At 64.0% G+C, this 19,733-nt stretch carries 23 protein-coding genes, 1 tRNA gene and 1 pseudogene; 13 read left to right on the top strand and 12 right to left on the bottom strand.

Features of this window, described 5'->3' with window-relative positions:
- Positions 1-15: 15 nt before the first annotated feature.
- The 6 genes from nusB to nrdR all read right to left on the bottom strand — a co-directional run bounded on the left by nusB (position 16) and on the right by nrdR (position 4,496).
- Entirely contained in the window at positions 16-516 is a 501-nt protein-coding gene (nusB, locus tag RIN61_RS14465; RefSeq protein ID WP_013970674.1) for a transcription antitermination factor NusB, read from the bottom strand.
- Positions 513-989 carry a 6,7-dimethyl-8-ribityllumazine synthase gene (gene ribH, locus RIN61_RS14460; protein ID WP_003255395.1) on the bottom strand — a complete coding sequence of 159 codons (477 nt, stop codon included), beginning with the start codon at positions 987-989 and terminating at the stop codon, positions 513-515. The genes nusB and ribH overlap by 4 nt, the downstream gene beginning before the upstream one ends.
- 91 nt (positions 990-1,080) lie before the next feature.
- The gene (ribBA, locus tag RIN61_RS14455) at positions 1,081-2,172 is read right to left on the bottom strand and encodes a bifunctional 3,4-dihydroxy-2-butanone-4-phosphate synthase/GTP cyclohydrolase II (protein ID WP_021783930.1); all 1,092 of its coding nucleotides are present in this window, start codon (positions 2,170-2,172) and stop codon (positions 1,081-1,083) included.
- An 18-nt stretch (positions 2,173-2,190) separates the two neighbouring features.
- Positions 2,191-2,856 (bottom strand): riboflavin synthase, encoded by a 666-nt coding sequence (locus tag RIN61_RS14450; protein ID WP_112254094.1) that lies wholly within the window; start codon positions 2,854-2,856, stop codon positions 2,191-2,193.
- Between the two features lie 42 nt (positions 2,857-2,898).
- Complete coding sequence (ribD, locus tag RIN61_RS14445; protein WP_252379009.1) at positions 2,899-4,029, bottom strand: bifunctional diaminohydroxyphosphoribosylaminopyrimidine deaminase/5-amino-6-(5-phosphoribosylamino)uracil reductase RibD; 1,131 nt, start codon at positions 4,027-4,029, stop codon at positions 2,899-2,901.
- A 2-nt stretch (positions 4,030-4,031) separates the two neighbouring features.
- Complete coding sequence (nrdR, locus tag RIN61_RS14440; RefSeq protein ID WP_003255402.1) at positions 4,032-4,496, bottom strand: transcriptional regulator NrdR; 465 nt, start codon at positions 4,494-4,496, stop codon at positions 4,032-4,034.
- Positions 4,497-4,602: 106 nt separating this feature from the next.
- Here nrdR and RIN61_RS14435 point away from each other — a divergent pair, with 106 nt between their 5' ends.
- The 3 genes from RIN61_RS14435 to trxA are packed head-to-tail and all read left to right on the top strand — an operon-like array spanning position 4,603 to position 6,631.
- The gene (locus tag RIN61_RS14435; protein WP_313852508.1) at positions 4,603-5,055 is read left to right on the top strand and encodes a YbaY family lipoprotein; all 453 of its coding nucleotides are present in this window, start codon (positions 4,603-4,605) and stop codon (positions 5,053-5,055) included.
- Positions 5,056-5,070: 15 nt separating this feature from the next.
- Positions 5,071-5,727, top strand: a complete 657-nt coding sequence (locus RIN61_RS14430) for a class I SAM-dependent methyltransferase (RefSeq protein ID WP_243432469.1) — start codon at positions 5,071-5,073, stop codon at positions 5,725-5,727.
- Positions 5,728-5,758: 31 nt separating this feature from the next.
- Positions 5,759-6,631 carry a thioredoxin gene (trxA, locus tag RIN61_RS14425; RefSeq protein ID WP_112254090.1) on the top strand — a complete coding sequence of 291 codons (873 nt, stop codon included), beginning with the start codon at positions 5,759-5,761 and terminating at the stop codon, positions 6,629-6,631.
- 136 nt (positions 6,632-6,767) lie between these two features.
- On the opposite strand, the gene RIN61_RS14420 is transcribed toward trxA, so the two are convergent.
- Positions 6,768-7,112 carry a hypothetical protein gene (locus RIN61_RS14420; protein ID WP_313852504.1) on the bottom strand — a complete coding sequence of 115 codons (345 nt, stop codon included), beginning with the start codon at positions 7,110-7,112 and terminating at the stop codon, positions 6,768-6,770.
- 130 nt (positions 7,113-7,242) lie between these two features.
- Here RIN61_RS14420 and RIN61_RS14415 point away from each other — a divergent pair, with 130 nt between their 5' ends.
- From RIN61_RS14415 to RIN61_RS14395, 5 genes are all read left to right on the top strand, one after another.
- Complete coding sequence (locus RIN61_RS14415) at positions 7,243-7,821, top strand: DUF2796 domain-containing protein (protein ID WP_112254088.1); 579 nt, start codon at positions 7,243-7,245, stop codon at positions 7,819-7,821.
- A complete protein-coding gene (locus RIN61_RS14410) occupies positions 7,822-8,532 on the top strand; it encodes an ABC transporter ATP-binding protein (protein ID WP_112254087.1) in 711 nt (236 codons plus the stop codon).
- On the top strand, positions 8,532-9,797 hold the full coding sequence (locus tag RIN61_RS14405) for an ABC transporter permease (RefSeq protein WP_112254086.1): 1,266 nt from the start codon (positions 8,532-8,534) through the stop codon (positions 9,795-9,797). Before RIN61_RS14410 ends, RIN61_RS14405 begins: the two co-directional genes overlap by 1 nt.
- Positions 9,798-9,959: 162 nt before the next feature.
- Complete coding sequence (locus RIN61_RS14400; RefSeq protein WP_313857614.1) at positions 9,960-10,442, top strand: DUF3299 domain-containing protein; 483 nt, start codon at positions 9,960-9,962, stop codon at positions 10,440-10,442.
- Positions 10,443-10,551: 109 nt separating this feature from the next.
- Complete coding sequence (locus tag RIN61_RS14395; protein ID WP_112254084.1) at positions 10,552-11,235, top strand: OmpW/AlkL family protein; 684 nt, start codon at positions 10,552-10,554, stop codon at positions 11,233-11,235.
- Here RIN61_RS14395 and RIN61_RS14390 read toward each other — a convergent pair.
- Entirely contained in the window at positions 11,223-12,428 is a 1,206-nt protein-coding gene (locus tag RIN61_RS14390) for an MFS transporter (RefSeq protein WP_112254083.1), read from the bottom strand. The two genes, RIN61_RS14395 and RIN61_RS14390, sit on opposite strands and share 13 nt — an antisense overlap.
- Positions 12,429-12,531: 103 nt before the next feature.
- Here RIN61_RS14390 and RIN61_RS14385 point away from each other — a divergent pair, with 103 nt between their 5' ends.
- Entirely contained in the window at positions 12,532-12,975 is a 444-nt protein-coding gene (locus tag RIN61_RS14385) for a winged helix-turn-helix transcriptional regulator (protein ID WP_112254082.1), read from the top strand.
- Positions 12,976-13,091: 116 nt separating this feature from the next.
- Here the strand turns inward: RIN61_RS14385 and RIN61_RS14380 are convergent, their stop codons facing one another.
- Both RIN61_RS14380 and RIN61_RS14375 read right to left on the bottom strand, forming a co-directional pair.
- Entirely contained in the window at positions 13,092-14,024 is a 933-nt protein-coding gene (locus RIN61_RS14380; protein ID WP_207879696.1) for an NAD-dependent epimerase/dehydratase family protein, read from the bottom strand.
- Complete coding sequence (locus tag RIN61_RS14375; RefSeq protein ID WP_024086179.1) at positions 14,017-14,901, bottom strand: sugar nucleotide-binding protein; 885 nt, start codon at positions 14,899-14,901, stop codon at positions 14,017-14,019. Before RIN61_RS14375 ends, RIN61_RS14380 begins: the two co-directional genes overlap by 8 nt.
- A 262-nt stretch (positions 14,902-15,163) precedes the next feature.
- Here RIN61_RS14375 and RIN61_RS14370 point away from each other — a divergent pair, with 262 nt between their 5' ends.
- A complete protein-coding gene (locus RIN61_RS14370) occupies positions 15,164-15,637 on the top strand; it encodes a hypothetical protein (protein ID WP_313852497.1) in 474 nt (157 codons plus the stop codon).
- Positions 15,638-15,683: 46 nt separating this feature from the next.
- Positions 15,684-16,007: pseudogene (locus RIN61_RS14365) on the top strand (TSUP family transporter); the annotation flags it as partial.
- Positions 16,008-16,014: 7 nt separating this feature from the next.
- Here RIN61_RS14365 and RIN61_RS14360 read toward each other — a convergent pair.
- Positions 16,015-16,824: a helix-turn-helix domain-containing protein gene (locus RIN61_RS14360; protein WP_112254080.1), complete on the bottom strand. Its 810-nt coding sequence runs from the start codon at positions 16,822-16,824 to the stop codon at positions 16,015-16,017.
- Positions 16,825-17,003: 179 nt separating this feature from the next.
- Here RIN61_RS14360 and RIN61_RS14355 point away from each other — a divergent pair, with 179 nt between their 5' ends.
- Both RIN61_RS14355 and RIN61_RS14350 read left to right on the top strand, forming a co-directional pair.
- A complete protein-coding gene (locus RIN61_RS14355) occupies positions 17,004-18,446 on the top strand; it encodes an alanine/glycine:cation symporter family protein (protein ID WP_112254079.1) in 1,443 nt (480 codons plus the stop codon).
- A 71-nt stretch (positions 18,447-18,517) separates the two neighbouring features.
- The gene (locus tag RIN61_RS14350; protein WP_207879698.1) at positions 18,518-19,507 is read left to right on the top strand and encodes an asparaginase; all 990 of its coding nucleotides are present in this window, start codon (positions 18,518-18,520) and stop codon (positions 19,505-19,507) included.
- Between the two features lie 125 nt (positions 19,508-19,632).
- On the opposite strand, the gene RIN61_RS14345 is transcribed toward RIN61_RS14350, so the two are convergent.
- A tRNA-Sec gene (locus RIN61_RS14345) sits at positions 19,633-19,728 on the bottom strand.
- Between the last annotated feature and the right edge of the window lie 5 nt (positions 19,729-19,733).

The following is a 19,733-nucleotide window of genomic DNA, read 5'->3' as shown; positions in this document are numbered from 1 at the left end:
TCGCAAGCGCCAGGATCAGCGCTTGTTCGCCTTGACTTCTGCTTCGCGCAGGTTTGGCGCCAGCTTGTCCAGTACGCCGTTGACGAACTTGTGACCGTCGGTGGCACCGAAGACCTTGGCCAGCTCGACACCTTCGTTGATCACCACGCGGTACGGTACGTCGACGCGCTTGATGAACTCCCAGGTGGACAGACGCAGCACGGCCAGCTCGACCGGGTCGAGTTCTTCCAGTGCCAGGTCCAGGCATGGCTTCAGGGCGCTGTCGATTTCGCTCTTGATCGCCGGGACCCCGTGCAGGATCTCGCGGAAATAAGCGCCATCGACATCGGAGAAATCGTTATCGACCCGGAACTGCGCTTCGATCTCGTTCAGCGAATGCTGCGCCATGTGCCACTGGTACAGCGCCTGGGTCGCGAGCTTGCGGGCTTCGCGGCGCTTGGCGCTCTTCGAGGGCTTGCCGGCATCCGCAGGTTTTGGATCGCGCGGGTTGAAACGATCGCTTTCGTCGCTAATCACTTGGCCTCCAACTGCGCCAGCAGGCTGACCATTTCCAGAGCGGACAGGGCAGCTTCAGCACCTTTGTTGCCGGCCTTGGTGCCGGAACGCTCGATGGCTTGTTCGATGGAGTCGACGGTCAGTACGCCGAAGGCCACCGGAACACCGAACTCCATGGACACCTGGGCCAGGCCCTTGGTGCATTCGCCCGCCACGTATTCGAAATGCGGGGTACCACCACGGATCACGGCGCCCAGGGCGATGATCGCGTCGTAGGCGCCTTGCTGGGCGACCTTCTGTGCCACCAGCGGGATTTCGAATGCACCCGGGGCACGGATGATGGTGATGTCGCTTTCGCTGACACCGTGGCGTACCAGGGCATCAACTGCACCGCTTACCAGGCTTTCGACGACGAAGCTGTTGAAGCGGCCAACCACCAAAGCATAGCGACCTTTGGGGGCGATGAAGGTACCTTCGATGGTCTTCAGGGTCATTCCGATATTCTCATCTTCAAGAGCGAGGCCGCATACAAGCGGCCTCGACAGGGGTCTGGACTCGAGCAGAGGGCGTCATTGCCGCCTCAAGTCACTCGGAGGGCACGTATTCTACAACTTCCAGATCGAATCCGGATATCGCGTTGAACTTCATCGGCGAACTCATCAGGCGCATCTTGCGCACACCAAGGTCACGCAGGATCTGCGAACCGGCACCCACGGTGCTGTAGGTGGTCGGTGCCTTGGTGGGTGCATCGCCCGCGCTTTCGCGGATGTGCGCCAGCAGCACGTCACCGTCCAGCGGGTGGCCCAGCAGCAATACCACGCCGCTGCCGGCCTCGGCCACGGCGGCCATGGCGGCGCGCAGGCTCCAGCGGCCCGGCTGCTTGACCAGCAGCAGATCGCGCAGCGGGTCCATGTTGTGCACGCGCACCAGGGTCGGCTCTTCGGCGCAGATCTTGCCCAGGGTCAGGGCCATGTGCACGTCGCCTTCCACCGCGTCGCGGTAGGTGACCAGGTTGAACTCGCCCAGCTCGCTCTCGACCGATTGCTCGGAGACGCGCTGCACGGTGCGCTCGTGGATCATGCGGTAGTGGATCAGGTCGGCGATGGTGCCGATCTTCAGGCCGTGCTCGGCGGCGAACACTTCCAGCTCGGCGCGGCGCGACATGGTGCCGTCGTCGTTCATCACTTCGCAGATCACGCCGCTCGGCTCGAAACCGGCCATGCGCGCCAGGTCGCATGCGGCCTCGGTGTGGCCGGCACGGGCCAGGGTACCGCCAGGCTGGGCCATCAGCGGGAAGATGTGGCCAGGGCTGACGATGTCTTCGGCCTTGGCGTCCTTGGCGGCGGCCGCCTGCACGGTGCGGGCGCGGTCAGCGGCGGAGATGCCGGTGGTGACACCTTCGGCGGCTTCGATCGACACGGTGAACTTGGTGCCGAAGCCCGAGCCGTTGCGCGGCGCCATCAGCGGCAGCTTCAGCGTTTCGCAACGCTCGCGGGTCATGGGCATGCAGATCAGGCCACGGGCGTGCTTGGCCATGAAGTTGATGTGCTCAGGCAGGCAGCACTCGGCTGCCATGATGATGTCGCCTTCGTTTTCGCGGTCTTCGTCATCCATGAGGATGACCATTTTGCCCTGGCGGATGTCTTCGACCAGTTCTTCGATGCTGTTGAGCGCCACGCGGCACCCCCTTCTCAATCAGGATTTCAAGAAGCCGTTGGCGGCCAGGAAGCTTTCGGTAATGCCACTGCCCTTGTTCGGTTCGGCAGCCTTGTCACCCAGCAGCAGACGCTCCAGGTAACGGGCCAGCAGGTCGACCTCAAGGTTTACCCGACGCCCTGCACGGTAGTCGGCCATGATGGTTTCGGACAGGGTGTGCGGGACAATGGTCAGCTCGAACTCGGCGCCATTGACCTCGTTGACCGTCAGGCTGGTGCCGTCGACGGTGATCGAACCCTTGTGGGCGATGTACTTGGCCAGTTCCTTCGGTGCACGCACGCGGAACTGGATGGCGCGGGCGTTATCGCTGCGCGAGATGATTTCGCCGACCCCGTCGACGTGGCCGCTGACCAGGTGCCCGCCCAGCCGGGTGGTGGGAGTCAGGGCCTTTTCCAGGTTGACCTTGCTGCCGCTCTTGAGGTCAATGAAGGCGGTGCGCTTGAGGGTTTCGACGCTGACGTCGGCCCAGAAGCCGTCGCCCGGCAGTTCGACGGCGGTCAGGCACACGCCGTTGACGGCGATGCTGTCGCCGAGCTTGACGTCACCCAGGTCGAGCTTGCCGGTTTCGACGTAGACGCGCACGTCGCCACCCTTGGGGGTCAGGCTGCGGATGGTGCCGATGGATTCGATGATGCCGGTGAACATGGGGTCTTCCTCAAAAACGGTTTGCGCGGGGCAAGCCCGGCATTATACGCCGGGCGCCGGCAGGGGGATGGCCGTGACCCGCCAGTCATCGCCCACTGCACGCATTTCGGTAATTTTCAGCCGCGGCGCTTCGCTCATCTTGTCCAGTGGCCAGTCCAGCAGCGGGCGGGCCTGGGAACCGAGGAAAGTGCCGGCGACGAACAACAGATACTCGTCGATCAGACCTTGCCGGGCGAAGGCGCCGACCAGGCCGGCACCGGCTTCCAGCAGGATTTCGTTGATGCCACGGGTCGCCAGGGCCTGCAGCAGCGCCGGCAGGTCTACCTGGCCATTGTCACCCGGCAGGCTGAGCAGTTCGTGGCCGGCAGCGGCATAGCGCGGGTCATCTGCGACAGCAGTCACCACCAGCGCCGGGCCAGCCTGGAAGAACGGGGCATCCAGCGGCAGGCGCAGGCGGCCATCGACCAGCACGCGCAGCGGTGTGCGGCTGAGTGCCAGGGCGGTGGTTTCGGCATCCAGGCCCAGCTCTGTGCCGCGCACGGTCATCCGCGCGTTATCGGCCAACACGCTGGCGGCGCTGGTCAGTACCACGCTGGAGCGGGCACGCAGGCGCTGCACCGCCGAGCGGGCGGCCGGCCCAGTGATCCACTGGCTTTCGCCACTGGCCATGGCGGTGCGGCCATCCAGGCTCATGGCCAGTTTGGCGCGAACGAACGGCAGGCCGTGCTCCATGCGCTTGAGGAAACCGGGGTTGAGTGCACGGGCCTCGGCCTCGAGCACGCCGCTGGCCACTTCGATACCAGCCTCGGCCAGGCGCCGCAGGCCCTGCCCCGCCACTTGCGGGTTGGGGTCCTGCATGGCGGCCACCACCCGTGCCACGCCGGCCTTGACCAGCGCTTCGGCGCACGGCGGCGTGCGGCCATGGTGGCTGCACGGCTCGAGAGTGACATAGGCACAGGCGCCACGGGCACGCTCACCGGCCTGGCGCAGGGCATGCACTTCGGCATGCGGCTCGCCGGCGCGCACATGCCAGCCTTCGCCGACCACCTCGCCATCGCGCACGATCACGCAGCCAACGCGCGGGTTAGGGTGGGTGGTGTACAGGCCCTTGCGCGCCAGCTCCAGCGCGCGGGCCATGTAGTGGGCGTCGAGGATGGCAGCTTGGCTGGGCATGGTCACTCTTTAGCTGGCTCGCGAGCCAGGCGGTCGATTTCTTCGCGGAACTCGTCGAGGTCCTGGAAGCGACGGTAAACCGAGGCAAAACGGATATAGGCCACTTCGTCCAGCTTGCGCAGCTCGGCCATGACCATCTCGCCCACCACCAGCGATTTGACTTCACGCTCACCGGTGGCACGCAGGCGGCTCTTGATATGCGCCAACGCAGCTTCCAGGCGCTCGACGCTGACCGGGCGCTTTTCCAGTGCCCGCTGCATCCCGGCACGCAGTTTTTCTTCGTCGAAGGGTTGGCGCGTGCCGTCCTGCTTGATCAGCCGGGGCAGCACCAGCTCGGCGGTTTCGAAGGTGGTGAAGCGCTCGCCGCAGGCGACGCATTCGCGGCGGCGGCGCACCTGCTCGCCCTCGGCGACGAGGCGAGAGTCGATGACCTTGGTGTCGTTGGCACCGCAAAAGGGACAGTGCATGGTGGCAGGCAACAAAAAAAGGGAGGGCCATGGTAGCGCATCCCACTGGCAAGACAAGCCAAAGGGGTTAACATCCATGGGAAATCTGCCCGTGAAGGACTACCCCATGCACTACCGAGCGCTCGTCGTGCTGTGCTGCGCCGCCCTGCTCGCCGCCTGCGGCAGCGACAGGCCGAAGCCCGACCCCCCTCCGGCACCCACGCCAGCCCGCACGGCCAAGCCGGCCGCAGTACTGGGCCCGCTGCCGGCCTACCAGCGCGAGCTGAGCGGCACCTTGCTGGAAATCCCGGCCGGTGCCGACGTGGAGCTGGCCTTGCTGGTCATCGACGAACGCGACCGCCCGCAGCGCCTGCTGGCCAGCAGCAACCTCACAGGCACCGGTCAGGCCCTGCCCTACCAGCTGCGCTTCAACCCCGAGGCCTTCCCCGCCGGTGCCCGGGTAGAGTTGCGCGGCCGCGCCAGCAGCTCTGGCCAACTGATCATGCACCTGCCGCCGGTGCGCATTACCCAGGCCCAGACCCAGGCCGTCGGCCCGCTGCGTTTCGAGAAGGCGCCGTAAGTGGCGCCAGTGTCCCTGCAACAGTCTCTGCAACAGGCCCTCAGCGGCCTGATCGGCGAAGCGCGTCTTGTCGTCAGCGAGCTGCCCGGCTGCGACCTCAAGCTTTGGCTGATCGACGACCAGAACATGGACCGTGCCTTCAGCAGCGAAGAGACCCGGCGCATTCTTGAAGAACCGCCCTACTGGAGCTTCTGCTGGGCAAGCGGCCTGGCCATGGCCCGTTACCTGGCCGAGCACCCGGAATGGGTAGCCGGCAAGCGCGTGCTGGATTTTGGCGCCGGCTCCGGTATTGCCGGTATTGCCGCCGCCCGCGCCGGTGCGCTGGAAGTGGTGGCCTGCGACCTCGACCCGCTGGCACTCGATGCCTGCCGCGCAAATGCCGCGCTGAACGGAGTGGAACTGGGTTACAGCAGCGATTTCTTTACCGAGGACGACCGCTTCGACCTGATCCTGGTGGCCGATGTGCTGTACGACCGCGCCAACCTGCCGCTGCTGGATGCCTTCCTCGGCCGCGGGCGGCAGGCGCTGGTGGCCGACTCGCGAGTGCGCGACTTCAGCCACCCGCTGTACCAGCAGCTGGGCGTGCTGGAAGCGCTGACCCTGCCGGACCTGGCCGAGCCGCACGAATTCCGCCGGGTCAGCCTGTACCACGCCAGCCGCGACACCTTATAGTGGTGGCATTAACGAGTTTGCGAGAGTCGCGATGACCCAAGACACGTCCTACATTTTCGACGCTACCGATGCCACCTTCCAGCAACTGGTTATCGAGAACTCCTTCCACAAACCGGTGCTGGTGGACTTCTGGGCCGAGTGGTGCGCGCCGTGCAAGGCATTGATGCCGCTGCTGGCGAAGATCGCCGAGGGGTACCAGGGCGAACTGCTGCTGGCCAAGATCAACTGTGATGTGGAGCAACAGGTGGTTGCCCAGTTCGGCATCCGCAGCCTGCCGACCGTGGTGCTGTTCAAGGACGGCCAGCCGGTGGACGGTTTTGCCGGTGCCCAGCCGGAATCGGCTATCCGCGCCATGCTCGAGCCGCACGTGCAACTGCCCGCCGCCCCGAGCGCATCGCCGCTGGAGCAGGCCAAGGGGCTGTTTGCCGAAAGCCGTTTTGCCGAGGCCGAAGCACTGTTGCAGGCCTTGCTGGGTGAGGACAACAGCAATGCCGAGGCACTGATCCTGTATGCCCGTTGCCTGGCCGAGCGTGGGGAGCTGGGGGAAGCCCAGGTGGTGCTGGATGCGGTCAAGACCGACGAGCACAAGGCTGCGCTGGCCGGCGCCAAGGCCCAGCTGACCTTCCTGCGCCAGGCCGCCAGCCTGCCGGAAGTGGCCGACCTGAAAAGCCGCCTGGCACAGAACCCGCAGGATGACGAGGCGGCTTATCAGCTGAGCATCCAGCAACTCGCGCGCCAGCAGTATGAAGCGGCGCTGGAAGGGTTGTTGAAACTGTTCCAGCGTAACCGTGGCTATGAGAACGGGTTGCCGCAGAAGGCGATGCTGCAAGTGTTCGAGCTGCTGGGCGGTGATCACCCGCTGGTCGGCGTGTATCGTCGCAAGTTGTCGGCGGCGATGTTCTGACCTGAGGCTCATTGCGAGGGCTTCGCCCTCGTTCGCGGCTAAACCCGCTCCCACAGGAACTGCACAGGCCCCAAGTGCTGTGAAATCCTGTGGGAGCGGGTTTACCCGCGAATAGGCCAGCACAGGCAATACAGATTTATCCCACCCAGTGATACACCGGCGCGTCCACGCCACTTTCCACCTTAACTTCACTGCTATGCCGCAAGCGCACCAGCAGCCGCTTACCCGCCGCCGTACTCCCCGCCAGCCCTTCCAACCGATCCAGCAATTCCGGCCCGCTCATCTGCCCTGCCAGGCGCAACACCTCACGTGCCGCAATCCATTGCCCGTCATCCTGGCGAGTTGTCGCCACGGTTTCCGTTGCTGCGGTCTGCGACACCGCGGGCAATTCGACCTGCCGCCCCAGTTGCGCCCACTCTTCAGGCGCCAACTCGATGGTCAGATCCACAGGCCAGTCACCAATCTGTCCACGAATTCTCATGCTGCATTCCCTGAAGCCAAGTCAATGCCGCCATCCTACCGCAACATGAAACCTGCGTGATGCAGGCTGGCGGCGCGCAGAAAAGTTGTTATAACATAACTCAACCTTCCCGCCCGCTCCGGAGTCGTCCATGCGTCGCCTGTTGCTCGCCCTGCCCTTCGCCTTGCTGCCCCTGGCCGTGGCCCATGCCCACGATGATGACCATGATCACGACCACGCCCACGGCACCCTTGGCGCCCACGAGCATGGCGTGGCCAAGCTCAATGCCGTGCTCGATGGCAATACCCTTGAGCTGGAGCTGGACAGCCCGGCAATGAACCTGGTCGGCTTCGAACATGCTGCGAGCAGCGACGCCGACAAGGCCAAGGTCGCGGCGGTGCGCCAGCAACTGGAGCAGCCACTGAAGCTGTTCGGCCTGCCCGCTGCCGCCGGCTGCAAGGAAGACCAGCAGGAACTGGAAAGCCCGCTGTTCGGTGATGCCCCGAAAGCCGACGACGAGGGTGACGAGCACGAGCATGGCCACCAGCACAGCGACATTGGCGCCCATTACCAGCTGACTTGCGCCAACCCCGACAAACTGGCGCAGCTGGACCTCGCTCCGCTGTTCAAGGCCTTCCCGGCCACGCAGAAGATAAACGTTCAACTGATTGGCCCCAATGGCCAGAAAGGCGTGGAAACCACGCCGGCCAAGGCCGCGGTCGCGTTCTGAATGCGCCAGCCGTTGATCGAACTGCATGACCTGGTGTTCGCCTGGCCCGGCCAGCCGGCGCTGCTGGATATTCCGGCATTCCGCCTTGAGGCTGGCGAGGCCCTGTTTCTCAAGGGCCCCAGCGGCAGTGGCAAAACCACATTGCTGGGCCTGCTGGGTGGGGTGAACGTGCCGGGCCAGGGCCGCATCCAGCTGCTCGGCGAGGACCTCGGCAGCCTGGGCCAAGGCTCCCGTGACCGCTTCCGGGTCGACCACACCGGTTATATCTTCCAGCAGTTCAACCTGCTGCCGTTCCTCTCGGTACGCGAAAATGTCGAGCTGCCCTGCCGCTTCTCGCGCAGTCGCAAGGCCCGCGCCGAGCAGCGCCATGGCAGTGTCGACCAGGCAGCCAGCACGCTGCTGGCCCACCTGGGTCTGGACGACCCCGCCATGCTGGCCCGGCGCGCCGACAGCCTGTCGATCGGCCAGCAGCAACGGGTTGCCGCCGCCCGCGCACTGATCGGCCAACCCGAACTGGTGATCGCCGACGAACCGACCTCGGCGCTGGATGCCGACACCCGCGAAGCGTTCATCCGCCTGCTGTTCGATGAATGCCGCGCCGCCGGTGCCAGCCTGCTGTTCGTCAGCCACGACCAGAGCCTGGCGCCATTGTTCGACCGCCACCTGTCGCTGGCCGAACTCAACCGTGCCGCCAAGCCCCGGGAGGCCTGATGTACCTGCTCCGCCTTGCCCTGGCCAGCCTGGCCAACCGCCGCTTCACCGCATTCCTCACCGCCTTCGCCATCGCCCTGTCGGTGTGCCTGCTGCTGGCCGTGGAGCGGGTCCGTACCGAAGCCCGGGCCAGCTTCGCCAGCACCATCAGCGGTACCGACCTGATCGTCGGCGCCCGCTCCGGCTCGGTGAACCTGCTGCTGTACTCGGTGTTCCGCATCGGTAACGCCACCAACAACATCCGCTGGGACAGCTATGAGCACTACGCCAAAGACCCGCGGGTGAAATGGGCTATCCCCATCTCGCTGGGCGACTCGCACCGCGGTTATCGGGTAATGGGCACTACCGGCGACTACTTCAGCCATTACCAGTACGGCCGCCGTCAGCACCTGGAATTGAGCCAGGGTCGCGCGTTTGCCGATGATCCGTTCGAGGTGGTGCTCGGTGCCGAAGTGGCCGAGGCATTGCACTACAAGTTGGGCGACAAGCTGGTGCTGGCGCATGGTGTCGCAGCTATCAGCCTGGTCAAGCACGACGACAAGCCGTTCACCGTGGTCGGTGTGCTCAAGCGCACCGGCACGCCGGTAGACCGTACGCTGCATATCAGCCTGGGCGGCATGGAAGCCATCCACATCGACTGGCACAACGGCGTGCCGGCCCGTGGCGCCGGGCGTATCAGCGCCGAGCAGGCGAGGACCATGGACCTGCAACCTGCCGCCATCACTGCATTCATGCTCGGCCTGAACAGCAAGATCGCGACCTTCAGCCTGCAGCGGGAAATCAATGAATACCGCAACGAGCCGTTGCTGGCGATCCTGCCAGGGGTAGCCCTGCAGGAGCTGTGGAGCCTGATGGGCACTGCGGAGCAGGCATTGTTCGTGGTGTCGCTGTTCGTGGTACTGACCGGCCTGATCGGCATGCTTACGGCAATTCTCACCAGCCTGAATGAACGCCGCAGGGAGATGGCGATACTACGCTCGGTTGGCGCCAGGCCGTGGCATATCGCGGGGCTGCTGGTGCTGGAGGCGCTGTCGCTGGCGGCGGTCGGGATCGCTGCCGGGCTTGGTTTGCTGTATGCGGGTATCGCCCTGGCACAGGGGTACGTGCAGGCCAACTATGGTTTGTATTTGCCGCTGGCCATGCCGAGCGCTCATGAGTGGACGTTGCTGGCTATCATCCTGGGAGCCGCGCTGCTGATGGGCAGCGTGCCGGCGTGGCGGGCCTATCGGCAGTCGCTGGCCGATGGCTTGTCCATTCACCTCTGAGGGCGTGCAATGATCCAATATCTCATTGGCCTCTTCGCGGGTGAACCCGCTCCCACAGGGTCCACCAAAAGCTTCAAGGCCTGCGCAAGACCTGTGGGAGCGGGTTTACCCGCGAAGAGGCCAGCACAGGCAGTACAACTTCTACTGGTTGTGCTGCTTTCAATGGCATCGCCTGCCTGGGCCTCGGAGCCCCGCGAACTGGACTGGCCCGCCCTCATCCCCGAAGGCGCCCCGCTTATCCAGCCCCAACTCGCCCCGCTGCACGATATGTCGCAACTCAGCAACGCCCTTTCCGCCGAGTCCGCCCCACCGGCGCGCCAGCAGGCCCCCGATGCCCCGGTGGTAAAAAGCCTCGACGGCCAGCAGATCAAACTGCCCGGCTACATCGTGCCGCTGGAAGTGAGCGAAGAAGGCCGCACCACCGAGTTCCTGCTGGTCCCCTACTACGGCGCGTGCATCCACGTGCCACCACCACCTTCGAACCAGATCGTGCATATTTTCAGTGACATGGGCGTGCGCGTAGAAGACCTCTACCAACCCTACTGGATCGAGGGAAAGCTGCAGGTCAGAGCCTCCAGCAGCGAACTGGCAGACGCCGGCTACCAGATGGAAGCCGAAAAAATATACGCTTATGAGCTGAGATGAGAACTGTTTCGAATTCGTGACGACGCTTCTTTGAGCTGGGTCAAACTTTCTGTTTAACCGCATCCGTACCATTGGACTACTCGATTACTCACGTCCTTTGGGAGCTTCCATGAACAAGTCCTTGCTCAGCGCCGCCCTCGCGGCCCTGGCGCTCGCTGCCCCCGTCGCCCACGCCCACCAGGCAGGCGATGTCATCGTCCGCGCCGGTGCCATCACCACCGCTCCCAACGAAAGTAGCGGCGACCTGAAATTCGACGGCAACAAAGTCTCGGGCACCAAGGCGACCCTGGACAGCGACACCCAGCTGGGCCTGACCTTCGCCTACATGCTCACCGACCACATCGGCCTGGAGCTGCTGGCAGCCACCCCGTTCAAGCACACCGTCGGCGTCAAAGGCCTGGGCGGCGGCCTGGACGGCAAGCTGGCCGACATCAAGCAACTGCCACCGACCCTGTCGCTGCAGTACTACCCGATGGAGCCGACTTCCAAGTTCCAGCCGTATGCCGGCGTCGGCATCAACTACACCCTGTTCTTCGATGAAGACCTCAGCAGTGCACGCAAGCAGCAGGGTTTCAGCAACCTGAAGCTGCAGGACTCGGTCGGCATCGCCGGTCAGCTGGGCATGGACTACATGATCACCGACAACCTGCTGGTCAACGCCTCGGTCTGGTACGTCGACATCGACACCAAGGCCAGCGTCAACGGCCCGTCCGCACTGGGCTACAGCAAGACCAAGGTCGACGTCGAGGTCGACCCATGGGTGTACATGGTCGGCCTTGGCTACAAGTTCTGACCTGAACACGGCAGGGCGGCTTCGGCCGCCCTCGCGCGTTGCAGCCATAGCCAGTACCCCAGCGCGACCGCGCTGATGCCCATCCCAAGCCCACACACCGCTGCCCAACCCCAATGGGCATACACCCAGCTCGCCAGCACCGCCCCCGCTCCACTTCCAAGCGAATAACAACACATGTAGGCGCCGATCAACCGGCTGGCCATTGCGCCACGCCCGGCGAGCAGCATGCTCTGGTTGGTGACATGCACCGCCTGCACGGCAAAGTCCAGCATCAGCACACCCAACCCGAACGCCACCAGTGAATGCCCGACGAAGGCCGTAGGCAGCCATGACAGCAGCAGCAGAGCCAACGCCACCCCGGTGGTCCGTTCCCCCATCCCCTGGTCGGCCAGGCGACCGGCGCGCGCTGCCGCCAATGTGCCGGCAACACCCGCCAGGCCGAACAGGCCGATCTCGGTATGGCTCAGCGCCAGTGGCGCAGCACTCAGGGGCATGACCATGGCACTCCAGAGCACGCTGAACGCCGCGAAGATCAACACGCCGAACAGCCCGCGCTGACGCAGCAACCGGTCGTTCCGGTACAGCCTGAACTGGGCAACGATCAGCGCCCGGTAGCCAGACCGCAGCGCCACTGGTTGCCCTGTGGGCAGGCTGCGCCACAGCACCAGGGCCAGCAACAACAACAGCCCTGCGGCGATCAGGTACACGCTGCGCCAGCCAGCCAGGTCGGCAAGGCCACCCGAGACCAGCCGTGCCAGCAGAATGCCCAGCACTATGCCGCTGGTGACGGTACCCACGGCCTGCCCCTGCTGGCCGGGAGCGGCAAGGCTCGCTGCATGCGCCACCATTACCTGCACCATGACCGCCATCAGCCCGGTGATGGCCAGGGCCAGCAGCAATAGTGCCCAGTTCGGTGCCATGCCTACACCAACCAGCGCCACGGCCGAGAACAGCAACTGCCCGAGCAACAGGCGCTTGCGGTCGATCAGGTCCCCCAGCGGCACAATCAGCAACAACCCCAGGGCATAGCCCGCCTGGGTCGCGCCAACAACCCAACCGATCTGCTGCTGTGCCACGCCCAGGTCAGCGGCCATCGACTCGAGCAGAGGCTGGGCGAAATACACTGTCGCCACGGCCATGGCGCTGGTGATGGCCAGCAACAGGGTTATCCAGCGTGTCAGCGTAGGGTTCATCGGGCTGGCCTCGTCAATCTGGTTTCGAATTGAAACCACATACTGGCTATTTAGCAAATGTGGTTTTAATCTGCAACCAGATGATCACAGAAGGCTCCCACACATGCTCGATGAAAATAATGCGCAATGCCCTGTAGCCAGGGCCCTGGAGGTACTGGGAGACCGTTGGGCGCTAATGATCCTGCGCGACGCTTTCGATGGCTTGCGGCGCTTCAGTGAGTTCCAGAAGAACCTGGGGCTGGCGAAGAATATCCTCGCCTCACGGCTGAAGTGGCTGGTGGAAAGCGGGCTGCTGACGCTGCAGCCGGCGTCGGATGGCAGTGCCTACAAGGAGTATGTGCTGACCGAGAAAGGGCGATCGGTGTTTCCGGTGGTGGTTGGCTTGAGGCAATGGGGGGAGCGGTTTCTGTTCGAGGCGGGTGAGTTGCGTTCGGAGTTGGTGGATGGTGATACGGGGCAGGCGCTGGAAACACTGCAGGTGCGGGCCCGGGATGGGCGGGTGCTGGCGGCAGGGGATTGCCTGCGAAAAGTGGTGCGGCATGAGTGATTCTGGGGCTGCTGTGCAGCCCAATCGCCGGCAAGCCAGCTCCCACAGGGACCGCGGACTCGCTCTTGTGGGAGCTGGCTTGCCGGCGATTGGGGCGCAAAGCGCCCCCAGGGATTTCAGCCCTTGCCCAACAGCCGCGCCAGCCCTTCGACCATCGGCGTCGCCTGCGGAAACTCGAACCGCGCCAACAAGCGCTGGTTATCCGCCCGCGAATGGCGAATGTCACCCGAACGTGCTGCCACATAGCTGACCGCCGGCAAACTGCCCACCACCTTCTCCAGCGCCGCCAGCAACTGGTTCAGCGATGTGGCCTGGTCGAGGCCGATATTCACCGCCCCCTCCTCGACCTGCGGTTGCTCCAGCGCCTGCACCATCACCTGCACCAGGTCGCCCACGTAGAGAAAGTCCCGGGTCTGTTCGCCATCACCGAACACCGTGATCGGCAAGCCCTTCACGGCGCGCTCGGAGAAGATGCTGATCACCCCGGAATACGGCGAGGACGGGTCCTGGCGCGGCCCGAAAATATTGAAGAAGCGGAACACCACCGGCTCCAGGCCATGCTGGCGACGGTAGAAGTCCAGGTACTGTTCACTGGCCAGCTTGTCCACCGCATAAGGGGTCAGCGGCGCCTTGGGGGTGTCTTCGGCGATCGACTCGCCTTCGCCATTGTTGCCATACACCGCCGCACTGGAGGCGAACAGCACCCGACGCAGGCCATGCACGCGCATGGCTTCGCACACGTTGAGGGTACCGATGAAATTGCTCTGGTGGGTCCGCACCGGGTCATCCACCGAGGCCTGCACCGAGGCCACCGCTGCAAGGTGCACCACGGCACTGCAGCCAGCCGCAACCTGCGTGACCAACTCGGCATCGGCGACATCGCCTTCAACCAGCTCCAGCCGTGGGTGGCCGACCTGCAGGTTGCCCCGCTTCCCAGTGGAGAAGTCGTCGAGAATGCGTACGGCGTAGCCTTTGTCCAACAACGCATCGCACAGGTGGGAGCCAATGAAGCCGGCACCGCCGGTGATCAGGATGGGGGCGTCAGCCATGGCGGTAGAAACGGTCCAGTAGAGGCGGCAAGCCGGCGCGCCAGGCACGCGGCTTGATGCCGAAGGTATGAAGGATTTTCTTGCAGGCCAGTACCGCGTGCTGCGGCTCTTCGCTGGCATCCGGCCGTGCGGCATGGGCCTGCGGCGTCGGCGCCTGCACGGCCAGCTGGCGGTACTGGCCTGCTTCAGCAAGGATCGCCTGGCCCAGCGCCAACGGTGTGGTCGCTTCATTGCCGGCGTAATGGTAGGTGCCCCACAGCGGCGCACTGCAATCGAGTTGCTTGAGCACCGACAGGATCACCCGGGCGGCGTCGTCGACCGGCGTCGGGTTGCCACGCCGGTCATCGGCCAGCAGCAGCTCCTGAGGTTGCTCGGCGCGGGTCAGGAAGCGGCCCAGCGCCCCGTCGATGCTTTCGTCGAGCAGCCAACCAAAGCGCAACAGCACGTGTTGCGGGCAAGCCGCGCGCACGCTCTGCTCGATGCGCCACAGCGCCTGGCCACGCAGGCCCAGCGGTACCGGCTCGTCCTTTTCGCTGTAGGCCGTGGCCCGCGAACCATCGAACACCCGGTAGCTGGAAGGCTGCACCAGGGTGATCTGGTGGTGCTGGCAAAGCTCCGCCAAGCGCTCCACAGCCCGCTCCTGCTGGGCCAGGCGCTGCTCGCTGACCGACTCGGCCTGGAACCAGTCGAAGTAATAGGCCAGGTTGACCAGGGCATCGGGACGATGATCGTCGAGCAACTGGGTGAGGCTGGCCGGCGTCCAGCCGTTCTCAGGCGGGCGCGGCGCCAGGAATGCAATGTCCTCCTCGGCCCCAAGACGAATCAGCGCTTGCCCGAGGGCATTGCCACCACCCAACAGCATTAGGCGCATACGCATAGAGTCAGCAGATCCGGAGAGGTTGATTGAAGGAAAGTGGCCATTTTGCGGTTTCCGGGCGGGGAAGTCCAACACCGGACCCGTTCGATGCCACAGCCGGTAGTGATTCCAAAGTTCCCCGTTCAATACCACCACAGGCAGAAATCTCCTACGAAATACCAGGAACGAGCTGACTTCCATGCAGCAGCACAACCGCATTGAATAGTCGACGCCCCACTTGCCAGCCGGGGAGCTTCACAAAAACAAGTACAGGGAACGTTCAATGCCTCATTCGGAAGTTGCATACCTGGATTTCAGCCCGGAGCAAAGCAAGGCCATAACCTTTGCAAGCCAAACCATTGCTGACTTGGGGGGACCGGAGGCCAAAGGCGTAGCACTTCAAGCTCGTATATTCGCCGATCAGCTCGAGCAAGCCTTGAGTGAGGATCAGCGTGCGCTGCTCCAGCGCTTCAATGAAGGCCGACTATCTGCCTTGATGTACAGGCAAATGCCTTGCAACAACGAACCAGTACCAGAATATCTACCCGACATTACCGCCCTGGCGCAGAGCCCTCGTTGCCAATACCTCGCCTCGCGCAATCAACTGCTGCTGGAGCTCGCGCGCCACCGCAGTCAGCGCGCTGTTGATCAACAACAGCCGAGCCTTGCACGGCCGCGACATGCTCCAGGACAACCGGCGCCTGCTCATCCGTCAATTCGGATACTCCCCCTTCGCAGTACCGTTGGTGCTCGCTGAAGACCCGCTGCTGGTGCGTGGCTGATCACAGGAAAACTCTCAATGAGGCTCGTTCTTCATGCTGGCCTGCGTGATCCTGCTGGGCCAGCACCTGATACAAGCCGTGTGTACCAGCAAGCTTTTGAACGCAGCCTGCAACCTGGGCGCATTGTCAGTCTTTTCACTCAGCGGGGCGATCATCTGGCCACTGGCGCTGGCAATGGCGTTCGCGGCTTTTGTGGGGGCTCAACTGGGCGCACGCTGCGCAGTGCACTTTGGCCCCCGGCTGATCAAGCCATTGCTGGTCTGTGTTTGCTGCATCATGGCAACCAAGTTGCTGCTCGACCCAGGCAACCCGATTGGCGAGTGGTTACGTCAACTCGTTCTCTGACGATACATCACTCGATCTCGAACAGACTGTTACGCAACGGCCCTACGCTCAGGCGCTCACGCACATCGTCATCTATGCGTGGATCATCCGGCCGATACAGTTTTACCTGCCGGTAGGCATTGATGCGATTGATCTCCTCGCCCAGGTACTCCCACACCACCCGGGTGCAGGCAGGGTTGCGCCGGTCGCCGCTGGATACGCCGGCCTTCAGGCCGTTCAGGCGGGTGATGCGGCTTTTGAAACTGGGGATGAGGATGGTCTGGCTCATCTCGTTGTAGGTCAGCGACTCGTAGTCGACCAGAAACATCCTGTCCTGCAACTGGAACGCCGCCCCCAGGTAGCGGCAACGCACCTCGGCATGGGGGTCGGTGGCGCTGGAGCGTTCCTGGCGCTCCTGGCGCTCGAACAGAAAGCGCCCGCGCTCTTCCCACAGGTGCACCAGCGACACCAGGATCGTGCCCGGCACCGACATGCAGTTGGAATACTCCAGGTAATAGCCGCAATAGCGCGACAGGTTCCCCGCGTGGTCGTGCAACGGGCGGAACAGTTCGCTGATCGGATCGCCGTGCTGCTCGGCCGGGGTTGATACGCGGGCACCGATCAGGCGGCTGAACTGTTCGGGTGGCAAATTCAGTTCGTAATCCTCGACGCCGAAGAAATCACCAATGCGCTTGAGGTTGTAAGCCGTCGGGCGGCTCTGCCCGCTCAGGTACTTGTTGAATTGCGCACGGTTTATCGAAAGCTGGCGGCAAACTTCGGAGATAGAGCGGTAGTGGCTGCAGGCCAGTTTGAGGTTGGTAGCGAAATGATCGCTCATGACAGGGGACTCAGGTGACGCGAATGGCGCAAGTGTAGCATCAAGTCGCACCAAAACAGAGCAAGCCGCGAAATTGTAACCACTCTTGTCATAGCCAACCATGCGCCCCAACGAATAGCGGTGCGCCTGCCGTCCGCTGGTCTTTCCACACGAACAATAAGAATCGAGGTCATTTTCCAATGCTCGAAGTACTCAACGATTTCCTCTCGGGGAAACTTCTCATTGTGCTGATCGTAGGGCTGGGTAGCTACTTCACCATCCGTTCCCGGTTCGTCCAGTTCCGTCATTTTGGCCACATGTTCGGTGTGTTCAAAGAATCGCTGCGTGGCCAGGCAGGCCAGCTGAGTTCCTTCCAGGCCCTGATGCTGAGCCTGGCCGGCCGCGTGGGCGCCGGTAACATCGCTGGTGTCGGCATTGCCGTGACCCTGGGTGGACCAGGTGCGGTGTTCTGGATGTGGGTTACCGCACTGGTGGGCATGTCCAGCAGCTTCTTCGAATGCACCCTGGCCCAGGTCTACAAGCGCGCCGATGGCGACGGCCTGTACCGTGGTGGCCCGGCCTACTACATCCAGCACGGCCTGAAGCTGAAAAGCATGGCCATCGTGTTCTCGATCCTGCTGCTGGTCACCTACGGCTTCGCCTTCATCGGCCTGCAGTCGTACACCGTGACCCACTCGCTGCAGAACGCCTTTGCCTTCGACCCCAAGCACACCGGCATCGTACTCGCCGTGCTGCTGGCCATTACCTTCATCGGCGGCATCAAGCGCATCGCCGCGGTGTCCGACCTGCTGGTACCGGTCAAGACCCTGGCCTACATCGGCGTGACCCTGTACGTGATCGGCACCCAGATCGAGCACGTGCCAGCCATGCTGGAAACCATCTTCAAGAGCGCCTTTGGCCTCGACCCGGCATTCGGCGGCCTGCTCGGCAGCGCCATCGTCATGGGCGTGAAACGTGGCGTGTTCGCCAACGAAGCGGGCCTGGGCAGTGCGCCGAACGTCGCCGCCGTGGCCGCGGTGAAACACCCGGGCGCCCAGGGCGTGGTCCAGGCCTTCAGCGTGTTCCTCGACACCTTCGTGATCTGCACCTGCACCGCGTTGCTGATCCTGCTGTCGGGCTTCTACACCCCGGGCTTCGAAGGTGACGGCATCGTCCTGACCCAGAACTCGCTGGCCGCCGTAGTGGGTGACTGGGGCCGTGTGTTCGTCAGCGTGGCGTTGTCGCTGTTCGTGTTCACCTGCATCCTCTACAACTACTACCTGGGCGAGAACAGCCTGCAGTTCCTCAGCCGCAACCGCGTGGTACTGATGGTGTTCCGTGGCCTGGTGCTGGCGCTGGTGGTATGGGGTTCGATGCAGGACCTGTCGACCGTGTTCGCCTTTGCCGACATCACCATGACCTGCCTGGCCTTCGTCAACCTGATTGCCCTGGCCCTGCTGTTCAAGGTCGGCCTGCGGGTGATGCGCGACTACGACGAGCAGCGCAAGGCCGGTGTCAACCAGCCGGTGTTCGACTCGAGCAAGTTCGCCGACCTGGACCTGGACCGCAATGCCTGGCCTGCCAATCCTCAGGCGGAAACAGCAACTCACAAAGCAGTCGGCGAAGTCCAGACGCAGCGCTGATATTCTCCCCTGCCAGCCGCCCCGTCCGTGGGCGGCTTACCTTTCTCCGCTCACCGCTACGGATACTTCCCATGCGAGCAGTAAAGAATCTCCTCGTACTCTATACCGGGGGCACCATCGGCATGCTCGAAACCCCCGAAGGCCTGGCGCCGGCAGGTGGTTTCGAAGCGCGCATGCGTGAACACTTCGCCCACATGAGCGATGCGCCACAGCTGCGCTGGACCTTGCAGGAACTGGACCCGCTGCTGGACAGCGCCAACATGCAGCAGCACAACTGGCTGGCGATGCGCGATGCCATCGTCGCAGCGGTAGAAGTGGCTGGCCATGATGGCGTGCTGGTGCTGCATGGCACTGACAGCATGGCCTACAGCGCGGCGGCATTGTCGTTCCTGCTGCTGGGCCTGCCGGTACCGGTGCTGCTGACTGGCTCGATGCTGCCGGCAGGCGCTGCAGACAGCGATGCCTGGGGTAACCTGTGCGGCGCCCTGCGCCAGTTCGAACAGGGATTGGAAGATGGCGTGCAGCTGTACTTCCATGGCCAGCTGTTGCATGGCAGCCGGGCGACCAAACTGCGCAGCGAGGCATTCGACGCCTTTGTCGCGCTGCCGCGTCATCGTGACAGCGAGCGCGCCACGGCGATCCCTGCCGAGCTTGGCTACAAGCACCCGCGCCAACCGGTGAACCTGGCGGTAGTGCCGGTGTTCCCGGGCTTGCAGGCCGCGCACTTGCAGGCACTGCTGGGCAGTGGCGTGCAAGGGTTGCTGCTGGAGTGCTACGGCAGCGGTACCGGGCCGTCAGATGACCAGGCATTGCTCGATGTGCTGAGCGCGGCACGCCAGCGCGGCGTGATGCTGGCGGCGATCAGCCAGTGCCCTGAAGGGTCCGTGGTGTTCGATACCTATGCAGCCGGTAACCGCTTGCGCGGGGCCGGGCTGGTCAGCGGTGGCGGCATGACCCGCGAGGCGGCGCTGGCCAAGATGGTTGCGCTGCTGGGGGCCGGGCTGGATGTCGATAGCGCGGAGCGTTGGTTTGCGCTGGACCTGTGTGGGGAGCGGGCCTGACTGCTGCCTGCTCTGGCCTCTTCGCGGGTGAACCCGCTCCCACAGGGATAGCATCAGCCTGAGGGCTATGCAGGCCCTGTGGGAGCGGGCGTGCCCGCGAAGAGGCCCTGACAGGCAAAAGAAAATGGCGGAAGGCAGCGGGAGTCGAACCTGCCCGGGAACGGCTGCCGTCCCCAACCGGGTTTGAAGCCCGGCCGCGCCACCGGGCGCGATTGCCTTCCTTGAA

The sequence above is a fragment of the Pseudomonas inefficax genome, assembly GCF_032164165.1.
Lineage (GTDB): Bacteria > Pseudomonadota > Gammaproteobacteria > Pseudomonadales > Pseudomonadaceae > Aquipseudomonas > Aquipseudomonas inefficax.
This window is presented reverse-complemented; position numbering and strand designations above follow the sequence as displayed.